Source organism: Amycolatopsis sp. NPDC043885, from assembly GCF_056435685.1.
On sequence record NZ_JBWKEA010000032.1, the window covers coordinates 25,460 to 47,334 of the forward strand.

15 protein-coding genes and 1 rRNA gene are annotated in these 21,875 nt (G+C 67.9%); 9 read left to right on the plus strand and 7 right to left on the minus strand.

The genetic code is table 11. The features are described from left to right. Position 1: 1 nt before the first annotated feature. The 3 genes from pip to panB all read right to left on the minus strand — a co-directional run bounded on the left by pip (position 2) and on the right by panB (position 3,303). Positions 2-955 (minus strand): prolyl aminopeptidase, encoded by a 954-nt coding sequence (gene pip, locus AC069I_RS43515; RefSeq protein WP_478230363.1) that lies wholly within the window; start codon positions 953-955, stop codon positions 2-4. Positions 956-1,044: 89 nt separating this feature from the next. Continuing rightward, entirely contained in the window at positions 1,045-2,019 is a 975-nt protein-coding gene (locus tag AC069I_RS43520; RefSeq protein WP_478234570.1) for a right-handed parallel beta-helix repeat-containing protein, read from the minus strand. A 408-nt stretch (positions 2,020-2,427) separates the two neighbouring features. After that, on the minus strand, positions 2,428-3,303 hold the full coding sequence (gene panB / locus AC069I_RS43525; protein WP_478268015.1) for a 3-methyl-2-oxobutanoate hydroxymethyltransferase: 876 nt from the start codon (positions 3,301-3,303) through the stop codon (positions 2,428-2,430). Between the two features lie 243 nt (positions 3,304-3,546). Here panB and lysX point away from each other — a divergent pair, with 243 nt between their 5' ends. Then, positions 3,547-6,864 carry a bifunctional lysylphosphatidylglycerol synthetase/lysine--tRNA ligase LysX gene (gene lysX, locus AC069I_RS43530; protein ID WP_478268016.1) on the plus strand — a complete coding sequence of 1,106 codons (3,318 nt, stop codon included), beginning with the start codon at positions 3,547-3,549 and terminating at the stop codon, positions 6,862-6,864. Between the two features lie 143 nt (positions 6,865-7,007). After that, positions 7,008-7,595 carry a DinB family protein gene (locus AC069I_RS43535; RefSeq protein WP_478268017.1) on the plus strand — a complete coding sequence of 196 codons (588 nt, stop codon included), beginning with the start codon at positions 7,008-7,010 and terminating at the stop codon, positions 7,593-7,595. Here AC069I_RS43535 and AC069I_RS43540 read toward each other — a convergent pair. Beyond that, positions 7,592-8,128 (minus strand): methylated-DNA--[protein]-cysteine S-methyltransferase, encoded by a 537-nt coding sequence (locus AC069I_RS43540; protein ID WP_478230358.1) that lies wholly within the window; start codon positions 8,126-8,128, stop codon positions 7,592-7,594. The two genes, AC069I_RS43535 and AC069I_RS43540, sit on opposite strands and share 4 nt — an antisense overlap. Positions 8,129-8,218: 90 nt before the next feature. Here AC069I_RS43540 and AC069I_RS43545 point away from each other — a divergent pair, with 90 nt between their 5' ends. Continuing rightward, entirely contained in the window at positions 8,219-8,845 is a 627-nt protein-coding gene (locus AC069I_RS43545) for a VOC family protein (RefSeq protein WP_478230357.1), read from the plus strand. On the opposite strand, the gene AC069I_RS43550 is transcribed toward AC069I_RS43545, so the two are convergent. Both AC069I_RS43550 and secA2 read right to left on the minus strand, forming a co-directional pair. Further along, a complete protein-coding gene (locus tag AC069I_RS43550; RefSeq protein WP_478230356.1) occupies positions 8,816-10,573 on the minus strand; it encodes an NAD+ synthase in 1,758 nt (585 codons plus the stop codon). The two genes, AC069I_RS43545 and AC069I_RS43550, sit on opposite strands and share 30 nt — an antisense overlap. Before the next feature lie 148 nt (positions 10,574-10,721). Beyond that, on the minus strand, positions 10,722-13,049 hold the full coding sequence (gene secA2, locus AC069I_RS43555) for an accessory Sec system translocase SecA2 (RefSeq protein ID WP_478268018.1): 2,328 nt from the start codon (positions 13,047-13,049) through the stop codon (positions 10,722-10,724). 95 nt (positions 13,050-13,144) lie between these two features. Here secA2 and AC069I_RS43560 point away from each other — a divergent pair, with 95 nt between their 5' ends. Together AC069I_RS43560 and AC069I_RS43565 are read left to right on the plus strand one after the other, a co-directional pair. Next, positions 13,145-14,770, plus strand: coding sequence for an alpha/beta hydrolase (locus AC069I_RS43560; RefSeq protein WP_478268019.1), 1,626 nt, complete (start codon positions 13,145-13,147; stop codon positions 14,768-14,770). Positions 14,771-14,822: 52 nt separating this feature from the next. Then, the gene (locus tag AC069I_RS43565) at positions 14,823-16,373 is read left to right on the plus strand and encodes an alpha/beta hydrolase (RefSeq protein WP_478268020.1); all 1,551 of its coding nucleotides are present in this window, start codon (positions 14,823-14,825) and stop codon (positions 16,371-16,373) included. Positions 16,374-16,394: 21 nt separating this feature from the next. On the opposite strand, the gene AC069I_RS43570 is transcribed toward AC069I_RS43565, so the two are convergent. Beyond that, positions 16,395-17,063, minus strand: a complete 669-nt coding sequence (locus AC069I_RS43570; RefSeq protein WP_478268021.1) for an LppX_LprAFG lipoprotein — start codon at positions 17,061-17,063, stop codon at positions 16,395-16,397. An 88-nt stretch (positions 17,064-17,151) separates the two neighbouring features. Here AC069I_RS43570 and AC069I_RS43575 point away from each other — a divergent pair, with 88 nt between their 5' ends. From AC069I_RS43575 to AC069I_RS43590, 4 genes are all read left to right on the plus strand, one after another. Then, positions 17,152-18,417, plus strand: coding sequence for an MFS transporter (locus AC069I_RS43575; protein ID WP_478268022.1), 1,266 nt, complete (start codon positions 17,152-17,154; stop codon positions 18,415-18,417). A gap of 68 nt (positions 18,418-18,485) precedes the next feature. Beyond that, the gene (glnA, locus tag AC069I_RS43580) at positions 18,486-19,829 is read left to right on the plus strand and encodes a type I glutamate--ammonia ligase (protein ID WP_340684322.1); all 1,344 of its coding nucleotides are present in this window, start codon (positions 18,486-18,488) and stop codon (positions 19,827-19,829) included. A 14-nt stretch (positions 19,830-19,843) separates the two neighbouring features. Next, a complete protein-coding gene (locus AC069I_RS43585) occupies positions 19,844-21,406 on the plus strand; it encodes an amidase (RefSeq protein ID WP_478268023.1) in 1,563 nt (520 codons plus the stop codon). A gap of 396 nt (positions 21,407-21,802) precedes the next feature. Beyond that, positions 21,803-21,875, plus strand: a 16S ribosomal RNA gene (locus AC069I_RS43590); the annotation flags it as partial.

The window sequence follows — 21,875 nt, forward strand, 5'->3', positions numbered from 1 at the left end:
CTTAGCGAAAGGAATCCGTCGCGGCCCGGAGCGCCGCCAGCATCCCCGGATCCGTCACCGCGTGCCCGGCCGCCTCCACCAGTTCCAGCTTCGAGTCCGGCCAAGCCCGGTGTAGCTCGTAAGCCGTCACTGGAGGACACACCGCGTCGTAACGCCCCTGCACGATCACACCCGGAATCCCGGCAAGCTTCCCGGCTTCCCGGATCAGCTGTCCTTCCTCAAGCCACGCCCCATGGCAGAAGTAGTGCAGGGCCAGCCGGGCGAACGTGACCGCGAACTCCGGCGACGCGTACTGATTGCGGAAGGCCGGATCCGGGCGCAGGCAGACGATCGCGCCTTCCCAGGCGCTCCACGCGATGGCGGCGCGTTCCCGGATCGCCCGATCGTGGTGATAGACGAGCTCGCGGTACGCAGACAGCGGGTCGTCGCGGCGGTCTTCGGAGATCGGGGCGAGGAACGCTTCCCACTCGCGGGGGAAGAGATTCGCGGCGCCGCCGTTGTAGATCCAGTCGAGTTCACTGCGGCGGACGGTGAAGACGCCGCGCAGGATGATCTCGCTGACGCGGCTCGGGTGGGTTTCGGCGTAGGCGAGGGCGAGGGTCACGCCCCACGAGCCGCCGAAGAGCTGCCACTGGTCGAGATTCAGCCGTTCGCGCAGCTTTTCCATGTCCGAGACGAGGTGCCAGAGGGTGTTGACCGACAGGTCGACGTCCGGCGTGCCGATGTGCGGGGTGCTACGGCCGGCGCCGCGCTGGTCGAACAGGATGATCCGGTAGGCCTCGGGGTCGAAATGCCGCCGGGCCATCGGGGAGGTGCCGCTACCAGGGCCTCCGTGCAGGACGACCACGGGTTTGCCGTCCGGGTTCCCGGCTTCCTGGCAGTAGATCCGGTGCCCGTCGCCGACGTCGAGCATGCCCTCGGCGCGAACATGGATCGGCGGGTACAGGTCTTCCATAAGGACACTCTGCCCGAATCGGCGAGTGTCCGAAGGGTGGGGGCCCGCCCCCGCCGCCGGGCTGAGCGGGCCCCCGGTCTTCGGTCGCGTCAGCAGCCCGCCGTGGCGGCCACGTTCGCGAATCCCTTCCCGGCACCGGTCACCTTGTTGCTCGCGCAGACCTTGTTCCCGGTCGCCGCCTTCACGAGATAGAAGCCGTACGCGTAGGAGGACTGCACGTCCGCGGTGTTGCCGGAGAAGGTGTTGCCGCGGCCCCAGCCGTCGAGCTGGACATGGACCTCGAAGCCGCCGTAGGTCGCGTCGTGCACGAAGACCTTGCTGCCCCGGTTGTCCGCGATCACGTAATTGTTGCCCTTCATGTCCACCCAGCTGTCGGCGAAGTGCTCGCCGCTCTGCCCGGTCCCGTCGAAGACGTTGCCGCGCAGTTCGCCGCCGGTGGTGCCTTCCTTGATGTCGATCGACTCGGCCCGCACGTTCGGGCCGATCTTGTTGTTCAACGCCTTGTTCCGGTCGCTCCGGTCGGGCGTGCCGCCGGGCCAGTTGCCCTTCGCGGAACCGAAGTAGATACCTTCGCCGTAGCCCGCGTACTCGCGGCCGGTGTCGGTCACCTCTGAGTTCTTCACGACGTTGTCGGTGCTCGTGTACTGGAAATGGATGCCCTCGTGGCCGACGCCGGTGACCTTGATGCCGTCGACGACGGTGTTCTTGACGCCTGTCGCCATCAGGCCCTTCTGGCCACCGGTGAGAGTGAAGCCGGTCAGGTTCCAGTAGCTGCCCGTCAGCTCCAGCGTGCGTCCGGCCGAGGCCTTGATGACCGCGCTTCGCGGCCCCTTCAGCGTGATACGGCTGCTGGACGTGCCGCTCTTCGCCGCCTTGAAGTTGCCCGTGAAAGTCGTGTCTGCCGCGAGTTCGATGACGGTACCCGGAGTGACCGAAGCGAGCGCCGCCGTCAATTGCTCCGCAGTCCCTACGCGGACCGTCGCGGCCTGTGCCGGGTACGCCGCCAGCGTCGACAGCAGGGCGGCACCGGTCGCAATGGCCAGAACCCGCTCACGAACACGCATCCGTGGTCCTCCTCGTCGAGGTATCGAAGCTCGGTCGTGGCGGCGACGGGCTAGACGTTAAGCCTCTTTACGAACGTGAGTCAAGGACATGATTCAAGTTCATGTATGTGAACAACTAAAGGAGGGTCGCCCTGCGTGGCCCACCCGAAAAAAGAGCAAGGGACCTTTGCTACCGCCTTCCGGCGGACGGGGTGTGTGGAAATAGGGACGTTGAGCGTCCCTGTTTCCACACGCCCTGTACTCCGCGTAGTAGCGCTGACTGACTGTGTGGGTTTTGGGGCGTTAGATGACCAGAAATCCACACAGCCAGCCGCGAGGAGAGCAAGGGACCTCTGCTATCGCCTTCCTCAACGTTGAGAGAAGTGATAGCAAAGGTCCCTTGATCTCTTTCTGCAGGTCAGAGGCGTGTTAGTCGTGGAATGAGTGCTCCGGAGCCGGGAACTCGCCTCGCCGGACGTCCTCCGCGAACGCCGACGCGGCCCCCGCCAGCACGCCGGCGAGGTCGGCATACTTCTTCACGAAGCGAGGGGTCTTGCCGCGTCGAAGCCCGGCCATGTCCTGCCAGACGAGCACCTGCGCGTCGCAGTCCGGCCCGGCGCCGATGCCGACGGTCGGGATCTTCAGTTCGTGTGTGATCCGCTTCGCCGCTTCGGCGGGCACCATCTCCATGACGACCGCGAAGGCGCCGGCTTCCTCCAGGGCGACTGCGTCGGCGAGCAGCGCTTCGGCCGCTTCGCCGCGTCCCTGGACTCGATAGCCGCCCAGATTGTGTTCACTCTGCGGAGTGAATCCGATATGTCCCATCACCGGGACACCGGCCGAAGTCAGTGCCTCGACATGCGGAGCGAATTTCCGTCCGCCTTCGAGTTTCACCGCGTGCGCGCGGCCTTCCTTCATGAACCGCACCGAGGTTTCCAGTGCCTGCTGCGGTGAGAGCTGATACGAGCCGAACGGCAGATCAGCCACGACCAGCGCCCGCTTCACCGATCGGGTCACCGCCCGGACCAACGGGAGCAGTTCGTCCACGGTCACCGGAAGCGAAGTGTCGTAGCCGAAGACGTTGTTCGCCGCTGAATCCCCGACGAGCAGCACGGGAATGCCCACTTCGTCGAACAGTGCGGCGGTGTACATGTCGTAGGCGGTGAGCATCGGCCAGGTTTCGCCGCGCTCTTTCATGTCACGAAGGTGATGTACACGGACCTTCTTCCCAGATGTGGCCTGGGGTGCCGCGCCGGTCCCGTACGGAGCCGCGAGCTCGCCGGAATCCTTTTCGGTGGCAGACATCCTTGTCGACCGTCCTTCCCTCGAGGCCTCGAAGAGGTCCCCGGGTCGTGGAGCTGAACAGGCCAAGCGTGACATGCCGATTTGACCGTCCCAAGGCCCTGCGACCAGCTTCACACAGCGCCGTCACACCCGCGAATGAGGAAATTCAGACCAGAGGATGATGATCGTTGACAACCACACGGGGTTGTGTGACGTCAAGTAAGTACAGCTGTCGATCTCCTGTGTGTACCGCGAAGGACCAGAATGGCAAACCCAGTGGGCCGAGTCACGCCGTGGAAGGCGAGGGCGGGCGGGATCGTCGCCACTCTCGTGCAACTCGCGGCCGTGTTCTCGGTGATCCTCCTGCTCGCCGGCGGTGTGAAGGGGCCGGTGCTCAGGACGGGTGACATCGCCTTCTCGGCCTTGAGCATCCCGACGAACGCGAGCCTCGTGATCGTCCTGCTGCTCGTCGTCCTCGGCGCCGCGCTCCGCCGCCGCAAACGCGCCGCGCTTTACACACTGCTGCTGTTCCAGGTCGGTGGACTGGCGGTGACGCTGGCGTTCCAGGCCGCGCTGCTGTGGTGGCCTGAGCTGCTGAAACTCGGTCCGTGGCAGGTTCGGCACATCCCGCACCAGGTGTGGGTGCTGGCCATCGCCGACCTGATCTCCCTCGGCATGATCGCGTTCCTCTGGATTCTGCGTCCGGCGTTCCCGGCCCGGCTCGCGCCCGGCGCGTGGCGCGACGGACTCACCGTCCTGTTCGGTGGCCTGGCCGCGGTCATTCTCGTCGGCTGGGGCTTGAGCGAAGCCTTTCCCGGTCGTCTCGCCGACACCTGGGCGCGCTTCGCCTGGGTCGTCAACCACACGACCGGTGAGAACATCCAGCTCCGCCGGGTCGGTATCGGTGAAGGACCGGCCTGGCTCGACCTCGTGCTCGATCTCAGCGCGACAGCCGTCGCGACGGCCGCGTTGTACACGCTCTTCCGCGGCGTACGTAGTCGTCGCTTGAGGACAGACGAGGAAGAACTGCGCGTACGTCGCCTTCTTGCCGAACACGGCGAAGACGACTCTTTGGGTTATTTCGCCACCAGGCGCGAGAAGAGCGTCGTCTTCTCGCTCAACGGCCGTGCCGCCGTGGCCTACCGCGTGCTCGCGGGCACCAGCGTCGCGAGCGCGGACCCCATCGGCGACCCCGACGCCTGGTCCGACGCCGTCCGCGCCTGGCTGAACGAAGCGCGCACCTACGGCTGGACTCCCGGCGTGCTCGGCGCGAGTGAACGCGGTGCGAAGGTCTACGCCGACGCGGGCCTGCGTGCGCTGGAAATCGGTGACGAAGCCGTCCTCGACGTCCGTGACTTCAGCCTCGCCGGGCCGGAACGACGCTCGGTCCGCCAAGCGGTCAAACGGATCGAACGGGCGGGATACACCACGAAAGTCCGGCGGCACAGCGAAATCCCGGCCGAGGAAATGGCCAAGCTCCTGCTGCACGCACAGCAGTGGCGCGGGGCGGAAACCGAGCGCGGGTTCTCGATGGCGCTCGGCAGGCTCGGCGATCCGAGCGATGGTCGCAGCGTGATGGTGGAGGCGTACGACGCCAAGGGCGAACTTCGCGGCATGCTGTCGTTCGTGCCGTGGGGCCGTCGCGGCCTGTCCCTCGACCTGATGCGACGCGACCGCGACGCCGAAAACGGCCTCAACGAATTCATGGTCGCGGAGGTCGTCGCGGCGAGCTCACACCTTGGCGCACAACGGATTTCGCTGAACTTCGCGATGTTCCGCGCGGTCTTCTCCGAGGGCGAGCGGATCGGCGCGGGCCCGGTGCTGCGCGCATGGCGCGGTGTCCTCAGCATGGCGTCGCGCTTCTTCCAGTTGGAATCGCTCTACCGGTCCAACGCCAAGTACGGTCCCGACTGGGAGCCGCGTTTCCTGTGCTATTCCTCGGCTCGACGGCTGCCGAGGGTCGGCATCGTCGCAGGCGCGCTCGAAGGATTCGTCCCGACAGGACGGTCGGGGCGAGCGCTGAAACTGGAGACCGTCACCGACGAATTCGTCGCCGAGGTCCACAACATCGAAGCGAACGCCGCCACTCCCGCGCCGAATCAGGTGCGACGCCCCGACCAGGTCCGGGTGCGGATGGCGAAGCTGGATCGCTTGCGGGAAGCCGGGATCGACCCCTATCCGGTCGGTTTCGCCCGGGAGGACCTGCTCGGCGACGTCGTCTCGAAGTTCGGTGATCTGAGCCCGGACACCCACACCGGTCATCGGGTCCGGGTCGCGGGCCGGGTGCTCGCGATGCGTAATCTCGGCGGGCTGTGTTTCGCCCGGGTCAAGGATTTCAGCGGTGAGATCCAGCTGATGCTCGACGCTTCCGTGCTCGATCCCGGGGGCTGGCGGCGAGGTGTCGACCTCGGCGACCACGTCGGTGTGAGCGGGCAGGTCGTGACGTCGCGGCGCGGTGAGCTTTCCGTGCTCGTCGACGAATGGACCGTCACGGCGAAGAGCCTGCATCCGTTGCCGGACAAGCGAAAGGGCCTCACCGACCCCGAGACGCGGGTGCGGCAGCGTTACCTGGACCTCGCGGTGAACCCGGATTCGACGGCGATGCTGCGAATGCGCTCGACCGTGGTGCGTGCCGTGCGGGAAAGGCTGCACCAGGGCGATTACCTCGAAGTCGAGACGCCGATGCTGCAGACGGTCCACGGCGGCGCCAACGCCCGCCCGTTCATCACGCATATCAACGCCTACGACATGCGGATGTACCTGCGGATCGCGCCCGAGCTGTACCTGAAGCGGCTGTGCGTGGCCGGCGTCGAGCGCGTTTTCGAACTGAACCGGAACTTCCGCAACGAAGGCGTCGACGCGACGCACAACCCCGAATTCACCATGCTGGAGGCGTACCAGGCGTACGCCGACTACAACACGATGCGGACGCTGACGCGGGAACTAGTGCAGTGCGCCGCGGAAGCCGCGTACGGCGCGCAGGTCGTTCGCCGTCCGGGGCCGGACGGGACGGTCGTCGAGTACGACATCTCCGGTGACTGGCCGGTGATCCCGGTGCACGAAGCCGTCTCGGCGGCGCTGGGAGAGAAGATCGACGCGAGCACCTCGGTCGCCGAACTGCAGCGGTTCTGCCGCGCGGCGGGAGTGCCGGTGAACGAGGAGGCCGGGCACGGCGACCTCGTGCTGAAGGCCCACGAGCACTTGGTCGAAGGCGCGACCGTGCTGCCGACGTTCTATACCGACTACCCGACCGACGTCTCGCCGCTGACCCGGCAACATCGCGTGGACCCGCGGTTGGCCGAGCGCTGGGACCTGATCGCGTTCGGCTCCGAGGTCGGCACGGCCTACACAGAGCTGACCGACCCGCTCGAACAGCGGCGGCGGCTGGAGGCCCAGTCGCTGCGCGCGGCGAGCGGGGACGTCGAGGCGATGGAGCTGGACGAGGACTTCCTGCTCGCGCTCGAACACGGCATGCCGCCGACCGGCGGGCTCGGCATCGGCGTCGACCGGCTGCTGATGATGCTGACCGGGGCGTCGATCAGGCAGACGGTGCTGTTCCCGTTCGTCCGGCCGCAGGGGTAGCGGGGGAGCAAGGGACCTTTGCTACCACTTCTCTCAACGTCGAGAGAAGTGGTAGCAGAGGTCCCTTGCTCTCTTCCGGGCCGAATCGCCGCAAGAAGCCGGTGCCGGATGTCATGATCCCCTTCCCAACGGAAGGAGCCGCCATGGCTGGAAACGTTCCCCCGGTCGCCGACGAACGCGAAGGTCTCCTCGCCTACCTTGAGCAGCAGCGCCACGTTCTGCGGATCGCGGCGCACGGCCTCACCGAAGAACAGGCCAGAGCCGTCCCGACCAGAAGCTCACTGAGCGTCGGCGGCCTGATCAAGCACACCGCTTTCACGGAAGACGGCTGGATCGACATCCTTCTCCAGAAGCCCTCGAAGTCGATGGACGAAGCGATGAAGGAGTACGAAGCCGGGTACGTGATGACGACGGAAGAGACGGTCGAAAGCGTCCTCGCGCGCTACGACGAGGTCGCTCGCCGCACTTCGGACGTCATCGCCGGCATCGCCGACCTCGGCCAGCCGGTCCTGGTGCCGAAGGGCGTGCCCTGGTACCCGCAGGATGTCGACGCGTGGTCGGTCCGCTGGGTGCTGCTCCACCTCATCGAAGAGACCGCGCGCCACGCCGGGCACGCCGACATCATCCGCGAGCACATCGACGGCGCGACGGCGATCCCGCTGATGGCCGCCGCGGAAGGCTGGCCGGAAACGCCCTGGCTCAAGCCCTGGTCACCGGCTCAAAACAGCTAGAACAACGTCGGTTCGTCCGCCAAAGCGCCTTCGATGACCAGCATCCGGCGCTTGGTGGCGACCCCTCCGCGCGCGGAGAAGCCGCCGTCCTTGCCACCCGCGGCGAGCACGCGGTGGCACGGCACGATGATCGGGAACGGGTTCCGGCCCATGGCCTGCCCCACGGCCTGCGCGCCGCCGGGCATACCGAGGATGTTCGCGATGTCGCCGTAGGTCAGCGTCTTGCCCGCGGGGATGGTGCGGATGAATTCGTAGACCCGGTGGTGGAAGTCCGGTACTCCTTCGTAGTCGAGGCCGACGCCGGCGAGGTCCGTGCGCTTGCCGTCCATCAACGAGACGATCCCGTCGATCGCGCGCTGGATCTCGCCCGGCGGTGTGGATTCGGTCGCCTCGGGAAGGCGCGCGGTCAGTCGCGCCCTCGTCTTCTCTTCACTGCCCTCGGGGAGCTGGACCGCGACGACCCCGCGTTCGCTCCACGCGATGCCGCAGTGGCCGATCGCGGTGCCGAACACGGAGTAGCCCGGTGCCGTCATATGTCCAGGGTACGAGAGCGGTACGACAGTTTCGGATCGACGGCCATGCCGCGGTGCCGCCGAAGCCGTGGCTGCGGTAGGAGTATGCACATGAGCGACCTCGTGCTTGACCACCTCGTCTACGCCGGGCCGGATCTCGAAGAGGCCGTCGCGCGCGTCGCCGAGCTGACCGGTGTCACGCCGGTACGCGGCGGAAAGCATGTCGGGTTCGGTACGGCCAACTACCTGGCCGACCTGGGCGCCGGTGCCTACCTCGAGGTGGTCGGCCCCGACCCGGATCAACCCGAGCACATCGGGCCGCGTCCGTTCGGCATCAACGAGCTGACCGCTCCCGCCCTGATCACCTGGGCCGCGCGTGCGGACGGCATCGACGAGGCGATCGCGGAAGCACGCCGACGCGGTTACGACCCGGGCGAAGCGTCCGAGATGTCGCGGACCACCGACGACGGCGAACTGCTGACTTGGCGTCTCACCGGCGCAGGCGGTCTCGATGGGCTCGCGCCCTTCCTCATCGACTGGGGGAGCACCCCGCATCCGACGACGCGGGGACTCCCGTCGATCCCGCTGCTCATGGTCACCGGCGTCCACCCCGAGCCCGCCGCGGTCGAATCCGCGGTCCGCGCGCTCGGGATGGACATGCTCGTCCGGCGTGACAAGAAGCCCGGCCTGGTGGCCGTGCTGACGAACTCAGCGGGGAAGCAGGTCGCGCTGAACTGAGGGGGTCACGACGGTGCCCTCTCGCCAGCCGTTGGTCATCGGCAGCCGCCGGTCCCGCCCGAACGCCTTGAAGGTGATCTTGGTGCCCGGCGGGTACTGGCGGCGCTTGTATTCGGCCTTGTCGACCATCCGCACCACACGGTCGATGGTCTCCGGCTCGAAGCCCGCGTCGACCAGGTCGACATAGCCGCGGTCGCCCTCGATGTAGTCGTCGAGGATGTCGTCGAGCATCAGGTAGTCGGGCAGCGAGTCGCTGTCCAGCTGACCGGGCCGCAGCTCGGCCGACGGCGGTTTGGTGATCGAGTTCTCCGGGATCGGCGGGGTTTCGCCGTTCTTTTCGGCTTCGGCGTTGCGCCACTTGGCCAGGTGCCAGACGTGCGTCTTGAACAGGTCCTTGATCGGCGCGAAGGCTCCGACGGCGTCGCCGTAGATCGTCGAGTAGCCGACGGCGAGCTCGGTCTTGTTGCCGGTGGCGAGTACCAGGTGACCGTCCTGGTTGGACAGGGCCATCAGCAACATGCCGCGAACGCGGGCCTGGATGTTCTCCTCGGCGAGGCCGGTCAGCTGAAGCTGCTCCACGTAGACCTTGACCATGTCCGCGATCGGCTCGACGCGATAGTGCGCGCCGATCCGGCGGGCGAGGTCTTCGGCGTCGCCCTTCGAGTGCTCCGAGGAGTACTCCGAAGGCATCGAAACGCCATAGACGTTGTCTCCGCCCAGCGCGTCGGCGGCCAGCGCCGCCACGACCGCGGAGTCGATGCCGCCCGAGAAGCCGAACGTCACCGACGAGAAGCCGTTCTTGTGCACGTAGTCGCGCAGGCCGACGACCAACGCGTGCCACACCTCGGCTTCGTCCGACAGCGGCTCGCTGATCGCGGACTCGGTGCGCGGGGTGTACGCCGGAACCGGCTCCTCGCTGAGCACTCGGCGCTTCACCCGCAGGCCTTCGAACTCGCCTTCGGCGGTGTGCCCGCCGGCGACGAGGTCCGTGTCGACGACGAGCAAGTGCTCGACGAACTGCGGAGCGCGAGCCAGCAGTCGTCCGTCCGCGCCGACCACGATCGAGTCGCCGTCGAAGACGAGGTCGTCCTGGCCGCCGACCTGGTTCGTGTACACCAGCGGCGCCCCGGCCTCGGCCGCGCGGCGCGCGATCAGCGGCAGGCGGATGTCGTCCTTCGCCCGCTCGTAGGGCGAAGCGTTGGGAGCGACCACGAGGTCCACTCCGGCCTTGCCGAGTGCGGAGATCGGGCCGCCGTCCTGCCAGACGTCCTCGCAGATCACCATGCCGACGTCGACGCCGTGGAAGCGGACGACCTCGAGGTCGTGGCCCGGCTTGAACCAGCGGTGCTCGTCGAAGACGCCGTAGTTGGGCAGGTGGTGCTTGAACTGGCGGGCGACCACTTCGCCGCGGTACAGCGCGGCCGCCGCGTCACGCGGGCCAGCCTCGTCCAGATCGAGGTACCCGATGTAGGTGAGGACCTCGCCGCATCCGGCGTCTTCGAGCCGCTTGGCGAGCGCTTCGACCATCTGCTTCGAGGCGGAGGCGAAGGTCGGGCGGAGGGAGAGGTCCTCGACGGGGTAGCCGGTGAGGGACATCTCCGGGAAGACGACGACGTGGGCGCCTGCTTCGGCGGCTTTGCGAGTCCACTCGACGGTGAGCTCGGCGTTGCCTTCGAGGTCCCCGACGGTGGTGTTGACCTGGGCCAGTGCGATGCGCAGTTGCGGCATGCCGACATTCTCACCCACTGGCGTCCGCGGGGACGACCGGATGTGCCGAATCGCCCACCTGGGTCCGGCCGGTGCGGAAAGAGAGCGGGGGACCTTTGCTGTCGCTCTCCAAAAGAGAGTGACAGCAAAGTCCCCCGCTCCCCGCGCGCTACTTGCGCTTGATCATGCTCCGCACCTTCTTGATGGTCTGCTCGAAGTCGGAGTCGAACGGGTTGTCGTGCACCAGGTAGGTCCACGTCGTGTTCGCCCGCCGCACGCCCGCGTCGCCGAGGTCGATCCCGTTCTCGGTGATCTCGGCTTCCTCGAGCGTCTTCGCCGCCCGCTCGGCCGCCTCCGGGATGATCTTGTGGAACTCGGGGATCGCCGCGCGGTGGAACTCGTCGATCGGCGTCTCCCGCGCCAGCGCCCGCAGGTGGATGCTCTCTCGCACGTCGGTCAGGAACGCCAGGTGGTCGGACCACAGCTGGTCGATGTGGAACAGCAGCACCTCACGGCACAGCTGCTCGACGCGGGCCTCGTCGTCGACGGCCTCCGAAAGCTCCTTGAACTTCTCCGGGTGCGCCTTCTCCAGCACCTCCGCGGCGTGCGCTGTCCGCAGCACCTTGTCCCGGTGCTCCAGCAGCTCGCCGCGCTGCCGCTCGATCAGCCGCGTGTAGCGCCACGTGTTCCGGTGGATCTCCAGGTCGACGCCCTCGGCGACACGCTGCGCGTGGTTGATCTGCCGCAGCGCCGCCGGGTCGACGATCTCGCCGCTGCCCACGTCTGAGCTGATGCCCTCGGGGATGTCCGGCGCGTTCGACAGCACGAGCTCGTCGTTCAGACTGGCGAAGAACACCGCGCTGCCCGGGTCGCCCTGTCGCCCGGACCGGCCGCGCAGCTGGCCGTCCAGCCTGCTCGACGGGTAGCGCGCGGTGCCGATCACGTGCAGGCCGCCCAGCTCGACGACCTCGTCGCGGCCTTCGCCGTCCTTGCCGCCCAGCCGGATGTCGGTACCCCGGCCCGCCATCTGCGTTGAGACGGTGACCGCGCCCTTCTTGCCGGCGTCGGCGATGATCGCGGCTTCCTCGGCGTCGTTTCGCGCGTTGAGCACGACGCATTCGAGGTCGACCTTCGCCAGCTTCTCGGCCAGCTCTTCGGATTCGGCGACGTCCTGGGTGCCGACGAGGATCGGCCGCCCGGTCTCGTGCACCCGCCGGATCTCCTCTTCGATCGCGCGCAGCTTCTGCGACGGCGATCCGAAGATCCGGTCCTCCTGGTCCTCACGGATGTTCGGCGTGTTCGGCGGGATGACCGCGACCTCGAGCTTGTAGAACTCGCGCAGCTGCTCGGCGACCGCGACCGCGGTACCGGTCATCCCCGCGACCTCCGGGTACCGCGCGAGCAGGGCCTGCACGGTGATCGAGTCGAGGATCTCGCCGCGGTCGGTCGCCTTGACCTGCTCTTTCGCCTCGACGGCGGCCTGGAGGCCGTCCGGCCAGCGCTGCAGTTCGGCGACGCGGCCGCGCGCGGCGTTGATGAGCTGCACCTTCCCGTCGCGCACGAGGTAGTCGACGTCGCGGGTGAGCAGCGCGTGCGCGTGCAGCGCCACGTTCACCGCGGGCAGCCTGTCCGAACCCGTCTCGTCGTAGAGGTTGATGTCGTCGCCGAGGGCCTTCTCGACCACCGAAGCGCCCGCCTTGGTCAGCCAGGCGTTGCGGCCGTCGGCGTCGGTCTCGTAGTGCAGCCCGAGCCGCAGCCGCCGGACGATGTTCGCGACCTCTTCGTCGGCGTCGGTGTGGTCGATCGACCCCGCCATCACCAGCGGCACGCGGGCCTCGTCGACCAGCACGGAGTCCGCCTCGTCAACGATCGCGACTTCCGGCTCGCGCTGGACCAGGTCCTCCTCGCGGGTCACCAGCCGGTCGCGCAGCACGTCGAAGCCGATCTCGCTGACGGCGCCGTACGTGACCTCCTTCGCGTACGCCTCGCGGCGCTCGTCGCGGGAGTGCGCGGGCTCGACCCAGCCGACGGAGACACCGAGCAAGTCGTAGATCGGGCCCATCCACTCCGCGTCGCGGCGGGCGAGGTAGTCGTTCACCGTGACGACGTGGACGTGCTTCCCTCGCAGGGCGTACCCGGCGCCCGCCAGCGCGCCCGCCAGCGTCTTGCCCTCACCGGTCTCCATCTGCACGATATGCCCGCTGAGCAGGCCCATCGTGCCCAGCAGCTGGACGTCGAAGGCACGCTCGCCGAGCGCCCGCCGCGCGGCCTCGCGACCGAGCGCGCAGACCTCGATCAGCTGGTCGTTGCCGAAGGAAGCCGCGTCCCGAAGCTTGCCGGCCCGCTCTGTCAGCTCCTCGTCGGAAAGCTTCTCCAACTCGGGCTCGAGCTTCTCGATGCCCGGCAGCAGCGCTTCGTAGCGGGTCAGCTCGACGCTGCCCGGCCGCTGGATGATCCGGCGCAGCTTCTTGCCCACCCGGCTGATCAGTGCTGCCACCCCTGTGCTCCCGTCTGTTCTACTGCCGTCCGCACCCGTACCACCAACGCAGTGGTGGTGCGGCCGAGTTCCACGGCCGATGGCACGATCCAACCGTGTCCACTCATGTCAGCGCCAGGTCCCGTGCCCGTCGATTCGCCGCGATCACGCTGTCCGGCCTGTTTGCCGTCACCGTCGTCGCGTGCTCGTCGGGAGAGGGTAGAACCCAGCCGCCGCCTCCGGCCACCGAGTCGCACGCTCCGACCGGACCGGTGCCCGCCGGACTCGAGAAGTTCTACGGACAGAGCCTGACCTGGGCCGACTGTGCACCCTACGCGACATCTGATGACGCGAAAGCGGCGTTTCGAGTGAAGGACGCACAGTGCGCCCGGCTCACCGTCCCGCTCGACTACGCGAAGCCCGAAGGCGACTCGATCACGCTCGGCCTGCTGCGCCGGAAGGCGCTGGATACCGACGAAAGGATTGGGGCGCTCGTGGTCAACCCGGGCGGACCCGGCGCCTCCGGGATGCAGGCCGCGGCCGGTCTCGCCTCCCGGACGGCGACGAACGAGCTGGGCAAACGCTTCGACGTGGTCGGTTTCGACCCGCGCGGCATCGGCGCGAGCCAGCCGCAGGTCCGCTGCCTGACCGACGCCGAACGCGACGCGGACCGCGCGGACGACAGCGAGACCGACGGCTCACCCGAGGGAGTGAAAAAGCAGGAGACCGAGTCCCAGGATTTCGCGGCGAAGTGCGCCGGGCGGACCGAACACGGCGCCGCGATGCTCGCGAACCTGGGCACGCGTGACGTCGTCAAGGACATGGACATCCTGCGCTCGGTCCTCGGCGAGCCGAAGCTGAGTTACCTCGGCTACTCCTACGGGACGCGGATCGGGTCCGCCTACGCCGAGGCGTTCCCGGCGAACGTACGCGCCTTGGTGCTCGACGGAGCCGTCGACCCGGAGCAGGACGCGGTGGAGTCGCTGGTCGCGCAGGGGCAGGGCTTCGGCAAGGCGTTCGGGGAGTTCTCGAACTGGTGCGCCGCGCGTGAGGACTGTGCCCTCGGGCGCGACGCCGCCGGCGTGACGAAGGCGTTCCAGGATCTGGTGCGCCCGCTGATCGATTTCCCGGTGCCGGTCAGCGATGGCCGAAAACTGTCGTACGAGGACGCGACGACAGGCGTGATACAGGCCCTCTACCAGGAAGATCTCTGGGAACCGCTGAACACCGCGCTCAACGACCTGAAGCGCCAGCGCGGCGACGGCCTGGAGAAACTGGCCGATCTCTACAACGAACGCGGCGCCGACGGCCGTTACGGGACGACGCAGGACGCGTTCGTCGCGATTCGCTGCGTCGACGACCCGCGGGTCACCGATCCGGCGAAGATCCTCGACGCGCAGAAGCGGTACGCGGAGGCGGCGCCGTTCCTCGACGACGGCAAGCCGGACGGTTCCGCGCGTGACGCCTGCGCCTTCTGGCCGGTGCCGAACACGTCCGAGCCGCACCAGCCGAACGTCGAAGGGCTGCCGAAGACGCTGGTCATCTCGACGACGAACGACCCCGCGACCCCCTACCAGGCGGGCGTCAACCTGGCGAAAGCGATCAAGGGAGCTTTGCTCACGTTCGAGGGCAACCAGCACACCGTGTTCCTCCAGGGCGTGTCGTGCGTCGACCAGATCGGCATCGATTACCTGGTGAACGGCGCCCTGCCGGACGAGGGCACGCGCTGCGCCGCCAAGTAACGAGTTCGGCGCTAAGGCCCCTGAGCGGCCGGGACGCTGCGAAGATCGCGAGATGAGCCTTCGCCGCGTCCCGGCCGTGCTCGTTGCTGCCTTGCTCGTCGCCTCGTGCACGACACAGCAGCCACAGTCGGCGCCGCCGGCGTCCCCGACCACCACGGCGTCACCCACTCCGGACCCGAAGGCGCTCGAGAAGTTCGCCGAGCAGAAGCTCGCGTGGGAAGCGTGCGCGTCCTTCACAGACAAGGCGTTCGACTGCGCGAAGCTCACCGTGCCGCTCGACTACCTGAAGCCGGACCGCGAGACGATCTCGATCGGCGTCCTCCGGCACAAGACGAAGAACACCGGCCGGCGGATCGGCTCGCTCGTGCTCAACCCGGGTGGCCCCGGTGGCTCAGGCGTCTCGGCCGCGGCGCGGATCGCGAAGTCCCGGCCCGCGGCGGCGCTGGCCGAACGTTTCGACATCGTCGGCTTCGATCCGCGTGGGGTGGGGACCAGCGAACCGAAACTCGTCTGCCTCACCGATGCCGAACGCGACGCGGACCGTGCGGAGGATTCGGAAAGCGACTCGACACCCAGCGGGATCGCGAAGCAACTCTCCGACGCCAAGACGTACGCCGCGAAGTGCGCCGAGCGCACGAAGCACGGCAAAGAGCTGCTCGCCAATATCGGGACCAGGGACGTCGTCCGCGATCTCGACGTCCTGCGTTCGGCCCTCGGCGACGAGAAGCTCAGCTACCTGGGCTTTTCCTACGGAACGCAGATCGGGACCGCCTACGCCGAGGCCTATCCGGACAAGGTTCGGGCGCTGCTCCTCGACGGCGCGGTCGACCCCGAACTCGACACCGCCGAGTCGCTGGTCACGCAGATGGCCGGCTTCCAGAACACGTTCGCCGAATTCGGCAAGTGGTGCGCCGCTCGCGCGGAGTGCGCGCTCGGCCGGGACGCGGGCGCGGTGACGAAGGCGTTCCAGGACCTGGTGCGGCCTCTGATCACCGAACCGGTGCCCGCGGGGTCCCGCAAGCTGTCGTTCGAGGACGCCATCACCGGGACCAGTGCCGCGCTGTACTCGCAGGACGCGTGGAAGTTCCTCAACGACGGGCTCGCCGAGCTGAAACGGGGGAGCGGCAAAACCCTGGTCGCGCTCGCGGACAACTACTACGGCCGCGAGACGGACGGCCGGTACACCGGCATCCTCGACGTGTATTTCGCGGTCCGCTGCGTCGACAGCACGCGGATCGCCGACAGGCGTGTCATCGAAGGCGCCCACCAGCGGATGCTCCATGGCGCGCCGTTCCTCGCCGGCGGCACCCCGGACATGAGCGAGCTCGACATCTGTTCTGTGTGGCCCGTGCCCGCCACTTCGGAGGTGCACAAGCCGGACGTCGACGGCTTGCCGAAGCCCTTGGTCATCTCGACCACGGACGACCCCGCGACCCCGTACGCGTCCGGGGTGAACCTCGCGCGGGACCTCAAGGGAGCATTGCTCACGTTCGAGGGAGCGCAGCACACCGTGTTCCTCGACGGGAACGAGTGCGTCGACAAGGCCGGCATCGCCTACCTGATCGACGGCGCACTACCCGCTCCGGACACCCGCTGCTCCTAGCGGGGGAGCAAGGGACCTTTGCTACCGCCCTGCCCCGACGACCACCGCGTTATGCCTGGTCAACGCCAGTTCCAGCATCACCGCGAACTCCTCCGGCCTCGTCGGCGGCACCTGCAGCCACACCCGCACCAGCCGCCGCGGCTCGTCCTGCGAAATCCACAGCTTCACGAACACGTCCGACTTGATCTCCGGCACGATCCCGCCGATCACCGCGGCCGGCACCTTCGCCGCGATCCGGAACGACTCGGTGTCCTGCACCCGCTCCCACCGCTCACCCCGCAGCTCGGTCGCCCCGGTCAGCAGCCGTCGAAGCCCGCCTTCAGGCCCGAGCATCGCTTCAGGCGTGTACGGCTCCGAAGCCGGAATCACGCGCTCCCCGCGAGGCCCGCTGAGGGTGATCTCCGAGCCCGACAGCCGGTACTTGACCTTCACTCGTTCGAAGTCGTCCTGCAGATCGGCATTACCGACCGCGCCACCATCCAGGCTGACGTCGCCGTCGAGCCCGCGCACCGGCAGGCCGGTGACGACGCCGTTCACCCCGAGAGTGAACCGCACGCTGCGCAACGAGACGAGGGACTCGGCCGCCGCGCTCACGTAGTCCTGGGCAGGCGGCAGCGGGGGAGACCCCGCGCAGCCGCCGATGAGCCCGATCGTGAGCAGCAGCGCCGGCACGAGGAGACGGCAGCGCATGAGCAAAGCCTATGGCTTGGCCCGAATCTTTCGCACAGTGTCCTTCCGGCCGGTTTCGCCGGGCGCCGCCGCCCATGACGCTGTACCCGTGCAATCCGAGACCCGGCTCCACCGCGCGTGGTTCGTCGCCGCCGCCGCATTCATCGCCCTGCTCGCCGCCGCCGGTTTCCGCGCGGCTCCCGGCGTGCTCATCGACCCGCTTCACAACGAGTTCGGCTGGTCGCGCGCGACGATCGCGTCGGCCGTCTCCGTGAACCTCGTCCTCTACGGCCTCTTCGCACCCTTCGCCGCAGCTCTCATGGAGCGCTTCGGCATGCGACGTGTCGCCTCGACGGCGTTGTTCGTCGTCGCGATCGGCGCGGGCGGCACGGTGTTCATGAACGCGAGCTGGCAGCTCATCCTCTGCTGGGGCGTCCTGGTCGGCGTAGGCACCGGCTCGATGGCGATGAGTTTCGCCGCGACGGTCGCCGCCCGCTGGTTCGTCCGCAGTCGCGGCGTCGTCACCGGGGTCCTCACCGCGGCAGGCGCCACCGGCCAGCTGATCTTCCTCCCGATCGTGGCGAACCTCGCCGTCGACGAGGGCTGGCGGACGGCATCGCTCGTCATCGCCATCGCCGCACTGGCCGTCGTGCCCGTCGTTCTCCTGGTGGTTCGCGATCACCCGTCCGACGTCGGAACGACCGCTTATGGCGCGCAGCCTGGCGAAGCCGCTCCTGTCGCCCGCACGGGCGGTTCCGTTCGCCGCGCGCTGTCGGTACTCGGATCGGCGGCGCGCACGAGGACGTTCTGGCTGCTCGCCGTCGGCTTCGCGATCTGCGGCGCAACGACGAACGGCCTGGTCAGCACCCACTTCGTGCCTGCTGCGCACGACCACGGCATGCCGCAGACGACTGCCGCCGGACTGCTCGCCCTCGTCGGGATCTTCGACGTCGTCGGCACGATCGCCTCCGGCTGGCTCACCGACCGCGTCGATCCGCGGATCCTCCTCGGCGTCTACTACGCCCTTCGCGGCGTTTCGCTCGCCCTGCTCCCGCAACTGCTGAGCGGAACGGTGGAACCGAGCATGTGGGCGTTCATCATCTTCTACGGCCTCGACTGGGTGGCGACGGTTCCGCCCACGGTCGCGCTCTGTGTCCGGCAATACGGCGCCGCCGGGCCGATCGTCTTCGGCTGGGTCTTCGCCAGCCACCAGCTCGGGGCCGGTCTCGCGGCCTTCGGCGCGGGCGCGATCCGCGATTCATCGGGCAGCTACGCGCTCGCGTGGTACATCGCGGCGAGCCTCGCCGTGATCGCTTCGGTCGCTTCGCTGGCGATCACCAAGGCGGCCAAACCCGAACCGGTGCTCGTGGGGTGATCCACCACTTCCGGTCGATCGGCGCGTCGCGAAACATGTCGTTAACACGTTCTCGTTAGGGTGCGGCCATGGATCGCCAGCAGGAGTTCGTGCTCCGTACCTTGGAAGAGCGCGACATCCGTTTCGTCAGGCTCTGGTTCACGGATGTGCTGGGGTTTCTCAAGTCCGTCGCGGTGGCGCCCGCCGAACTCGAGGGCGCCTTCAGCGAGGGGATCGGCTTCGACGGATCGGCCATCGAAGGATTCGCCCGGGTCTACGAGTCCGACATGGTCGCGAAGCCCGACCCGGCCACGTTCCAGGTCCTCCCGTGGGAGACCCCGGACGGCGGCCCGTACTCGGCGCGCATGTTCTGCGACATCGCGATGCCGGACGGCTCCCCGTCCTGGGCAGATCCCCGGCACGTCCTGCGCAGGCAGCTCTCGAAGGCGGGCGAAGCGGGTTTCACCTGCTACGTCCACCCCGAGATCGAGTTCTTCCTGCTCGCCAGCCTGCCGGACGACGGGAGCGAGCCCGAGCCCGCGGACAACGGCGGCTACTTCGACCAGGCCAGCCACGCCACGGCGACGCACTTCCGCCGCCACGCCATCGAGACGCTCGAGGCGATGGGGATCTCGGTCGAGTTCAGCCACCACGAGGGGGCGCCCGGTCAGCAGGAGATCGACCTCCGGTACGCCGACGCGCTGACCATGGCCGACAACGTGATGACCTTCCGCTACGTCGTCAAGGAGGTCGCGCTCACGCAGGGCGTCCGCGCGACTTTCATGCCGAAGCCGTTCACCGACCAGCCGGGTTCCGGGATGCACACCCACGTGAGCCTGTTCGAGGGTGACCGCAACGCCTTCTACGACGCCGAAGACCCGTACGAGTTGTCGGCGACCGGTAAAGCTTTCGTGGCGGGACTGTTGCACCACGCGAAGGAGATCTCCGCGGTCACCAACCAGTGGGTGAACTCCTACAAGCGGCTGATCAGTGGCAGCGAGGCCCCGACGACCGTTTCGTGGGGCCGTGCCAACCGCTCCGCGCTGGTCAGGGTGCCGATGTACTCGCCGGGCAAGGCGTCGTCACGCCGCGTGGAGATCCGCACGCTCGACTCCGCGTGCAACCCCTATCTGGCGTACTCGGTCATCCTGGCCGCCGGTCTCAAGGGCATCGAGAAGGGGTACGAGCTCCCGCCCCCCGCCGAGGACAACATCTGGCAGCTGTCGGACGCCGAGCGCCGCGCGGCCGGGTATGCCCAGCTCCCGCAGAACCTCGGGGAGGCGCTGGCGGAGATGGAAAAATCGGAACTTCTGCCCGAAGCACTCGGAGAGCACGTTTACGACTTCTTCCTTCGCAACAAACGTGTTGAATGGGATAACTACCGCAGCGCGGTGACCCCGTACGAGCTGCGGACCCTGCTTCCGGTTCTCTAGACGAAGGAGACCTGATGGTGCGGCGGCCGGTGTTCGGAGTTCTGACGACGTTGGTCGCCGCGACCATCGCGGCAGGTGCCGCACCAGCGGCCTCCGCCGCCGGAAAACCACTCGATCTCGACGCCGCCGACATCCCCGCGCTCCAGGCCCGGATGTCCTCCGGACGGCTGACCGCGGTCGGTCTGACCTCGGCTTATCTCGATCGCATCCACAAGCTCGACCGGAAGGTGAACGCGGTCATCGCGGTCAATCCGGCCGCGGTCGCGCAAGCCGCGGAGAGCGACGTCCGGCGTCGCGCCGGCAAGACCCGCGGACCGCTGGACGGCATCCCCGTCTTGGTGAAGGACAACGTCGACACCCGCTCCATGCAGACGACGGCGGGGTCGCGCGCGCTGCGCGGCAAGCCCGCGAAGGACGCGACCCTGATCCGCCGTCTGCGTGACGCGGGCGCGGTCGTCCTCGGCAAGGCGAACTTGTCCGAGTGGGCGAACTTCCGCGCCGCCAAACCGACTTCCGGGTGGTCGGGCGTCGGCGGGCAGACGAACAACCCGTATGTGCTCGACCGCAACCCGTGTGGGTCGTCCGCCGGATCCGCCGCGGGTGTCGCCGCGTCACTCGCCCAGGTCGCCATCGGCAGTGAGACCGACGGCTCGATCGTCTGCCCGGCCGGGATGACCGCGACGGTGGGCCACAAACCGAGCCTCGGCCTGGTCAGCCGCACCGGCGTGGTGCCGATCTCGGCCGAACAGGACACCGCCGGCCCGATGGCCAGGCACGTCGTCGACGTCGCGCTCACCCTGTCCGCTCTGCAGGGCCGTGACCCGAGCGACCCGGCCACCGGCGCGTACCCGCCGAATCAGCCGGCCGACTACGCCGCGCACCTCCGGCCCGGCGTGCTGAAGGGTTCCCGGATCGGTCTCTGGCGCCTGCCCGTCCTCGGCCCGGATGTTGACGCCGTCATGACGAGGACCAGGAATTCGCTGGTCAAGGCCGGTGCCGAAGTCGTCGAGGTGACGCCGCCGTACCAGGCCAGGCTCGGTGAACTGGAGTTCCCGGCGCTGCTCACCGAGTTCCACCGGGACATCGATCGCTATCTGGCCACGCGCCCCGAAGGCCCGCGCGACCTCGCCGCGCTCATCGACTACAACCGCTCCGACCCGCTGGAGCAGACGTGCTTCGCAGGGCAGGAACTCTTCGAACAGGCGCTCGCCGCACCCGGCCCGTCCGATCCCGGCTACCAGGCCATGCGCCGCGAGCTCACCGATCTGGCGAAACGCTCGATCGACGAGACCCTCGCCAAGCACCGCCTCGACGCGCTCGCCGCGCCCACGAACCCGCCCGCCTGGAAGACCGACTGCAAGACCGGCGACAACGACGTGATCCCGTCATCGACGCCGGCCGCGGTCTCGGGCTACCCCGCGGTGACGGTGCCCGCCGGATTCGTCGGCGAGCTCCCGGTCGGTGTCTCGTTCATGGCGGGGCAGTGGACGGACGCCCGAGTGCTCGCCTACGCAGCCGACTTCGAACGCGTCGCGCCCGCCCGCAAGCCGCCCCACTTCCTGAAGACCGTCGGATGACGGGGGTTCATACCGGCTGACCTGCGGCGATGTCGTTAAGTGACCCCCCTGTTTTCAGGGGGTTCCGGGGCATGTAATCTTCTCTTCGTCGCCAGGAACACCGGGCCACCGGGGCCGAAAGCCCCGAGGCCAGGCGCCAGGGCCGAGCGGGTTGACACCGCGAACCGGACCAGGTAATGTTCAGCGTCGGCCCACGAGCGGCCGCCGACCCCCTACGGCTAACAGCGTAGGATTCGGCATGCTCGACCAAAAGCTTGTGAATATCGCTTTGAAACAAAGCGTGTTGCTTGAGAACTCAACAGTGTGCTAGTGAACTAAGCCAGTAGAGCTTATGTTTTTTGAACCTCGTTTTGGGGTTCCTTTGAGAGCATTAGATTGCCTCGATCAAATTTGACATTGTTGGAGAGTTTGATCCTGGCTCAGGACGAACGCTGGCGGCGTGCTTAACACATGCAAGTCGAACGATGAA

What these genes read in the sequence shown, in the direction of transcription:
- pip (WP_478230363.1), bottom strand. Translation starts at nt 955, where the DNA reads ATGGAAGACCTGTACCCGCCGATCCATGTTCGCGCCGAGGGCATGCTC.
- AC069I_RS43565 (WP_478268020.1), top strand. Translation starts at nt 14,823, where the DNA reads ATGAGCCTTCGCCGCGTCCCGGCCGTGCTCGTTGCTGCCTTGCTCGTC.
- AC069I_RS43520 (WP_478234570.1), bottom strand. Translation starts at nt 2,019, where the DNA reads ATGCGTGTTCGTGAGCGGGTTCTGGCCATTGCGACCGGTGCCGCCCTG.
- AC069I_RS43570 (WP_478268021.1), bottom strand. Translation starts at nt 17,063, where the DNA reads ATGCGCTGCCGTCTCCTCGTGCCGGCGCTGCTGCTCACGATCGGGCTC.
- AC069I_RS43545 (WP_478230357.1), top strand. Translation starts at nt 8,219, where the DNA reads ATGAGCGACCTCGTGCTTGACCACCTCGTCTACGCCGGGCCGGATCTC.
- AC069I_RS43550 (WP_478230356.1), bottom strand. Translation starts at nt 10,573, where the DNA reads ATGCCGCAACTGCGCATCGCACTGGCCCAGGTCAACACCACCGTCGGG.
- panB (WP_478268015.1), bottom strand. Translation starts at nt 3,303, where the DNA reads ATGTCTGCCACCGAAAAGGATTCCGGCGAGCTCGCGGCTCCGTACGGG.
- AC069I_RS43535 (WP_478268017.1), top strand. Translation starts at nt 7,008, where the DNA reads ATGGCTGGAAACGTTCCCCCGGTCGCCGACGAACGCGAAGGTCTCCTC.
- glnA (WP_340684322.1), top strand. Translation starts at nt 18,486, where the DNA reads ATGGATCGCCAGCAGGAGTTCGTGCTCCGTACCTTGGAAGAGCGCGAC.
- lysX (WP_478268016.1), top strand. Translation starts at nt 3,547, where the DNA reads ATGGCAAACCCAGTGGGCCGAGTCACGCCGTGGAAGGCGAGGGCGGGC.
- AC069I_RS43585 (WP_478268023.1), top strand. Translation starts at nt 19,844, where the DNA reads ATGGTGCGGCGGCCGGTGTTCGGAGTTCTGACGACGTTGGTCGCCGCG.
- AC069I_RS43540 (WP_478230358.1), bottom strand. Translation starts at nt 8,128, where the DNA reads ATGACGGCACCGGGCTACTCCGTGTTCGGCACCGCGATCGGCCACTGC.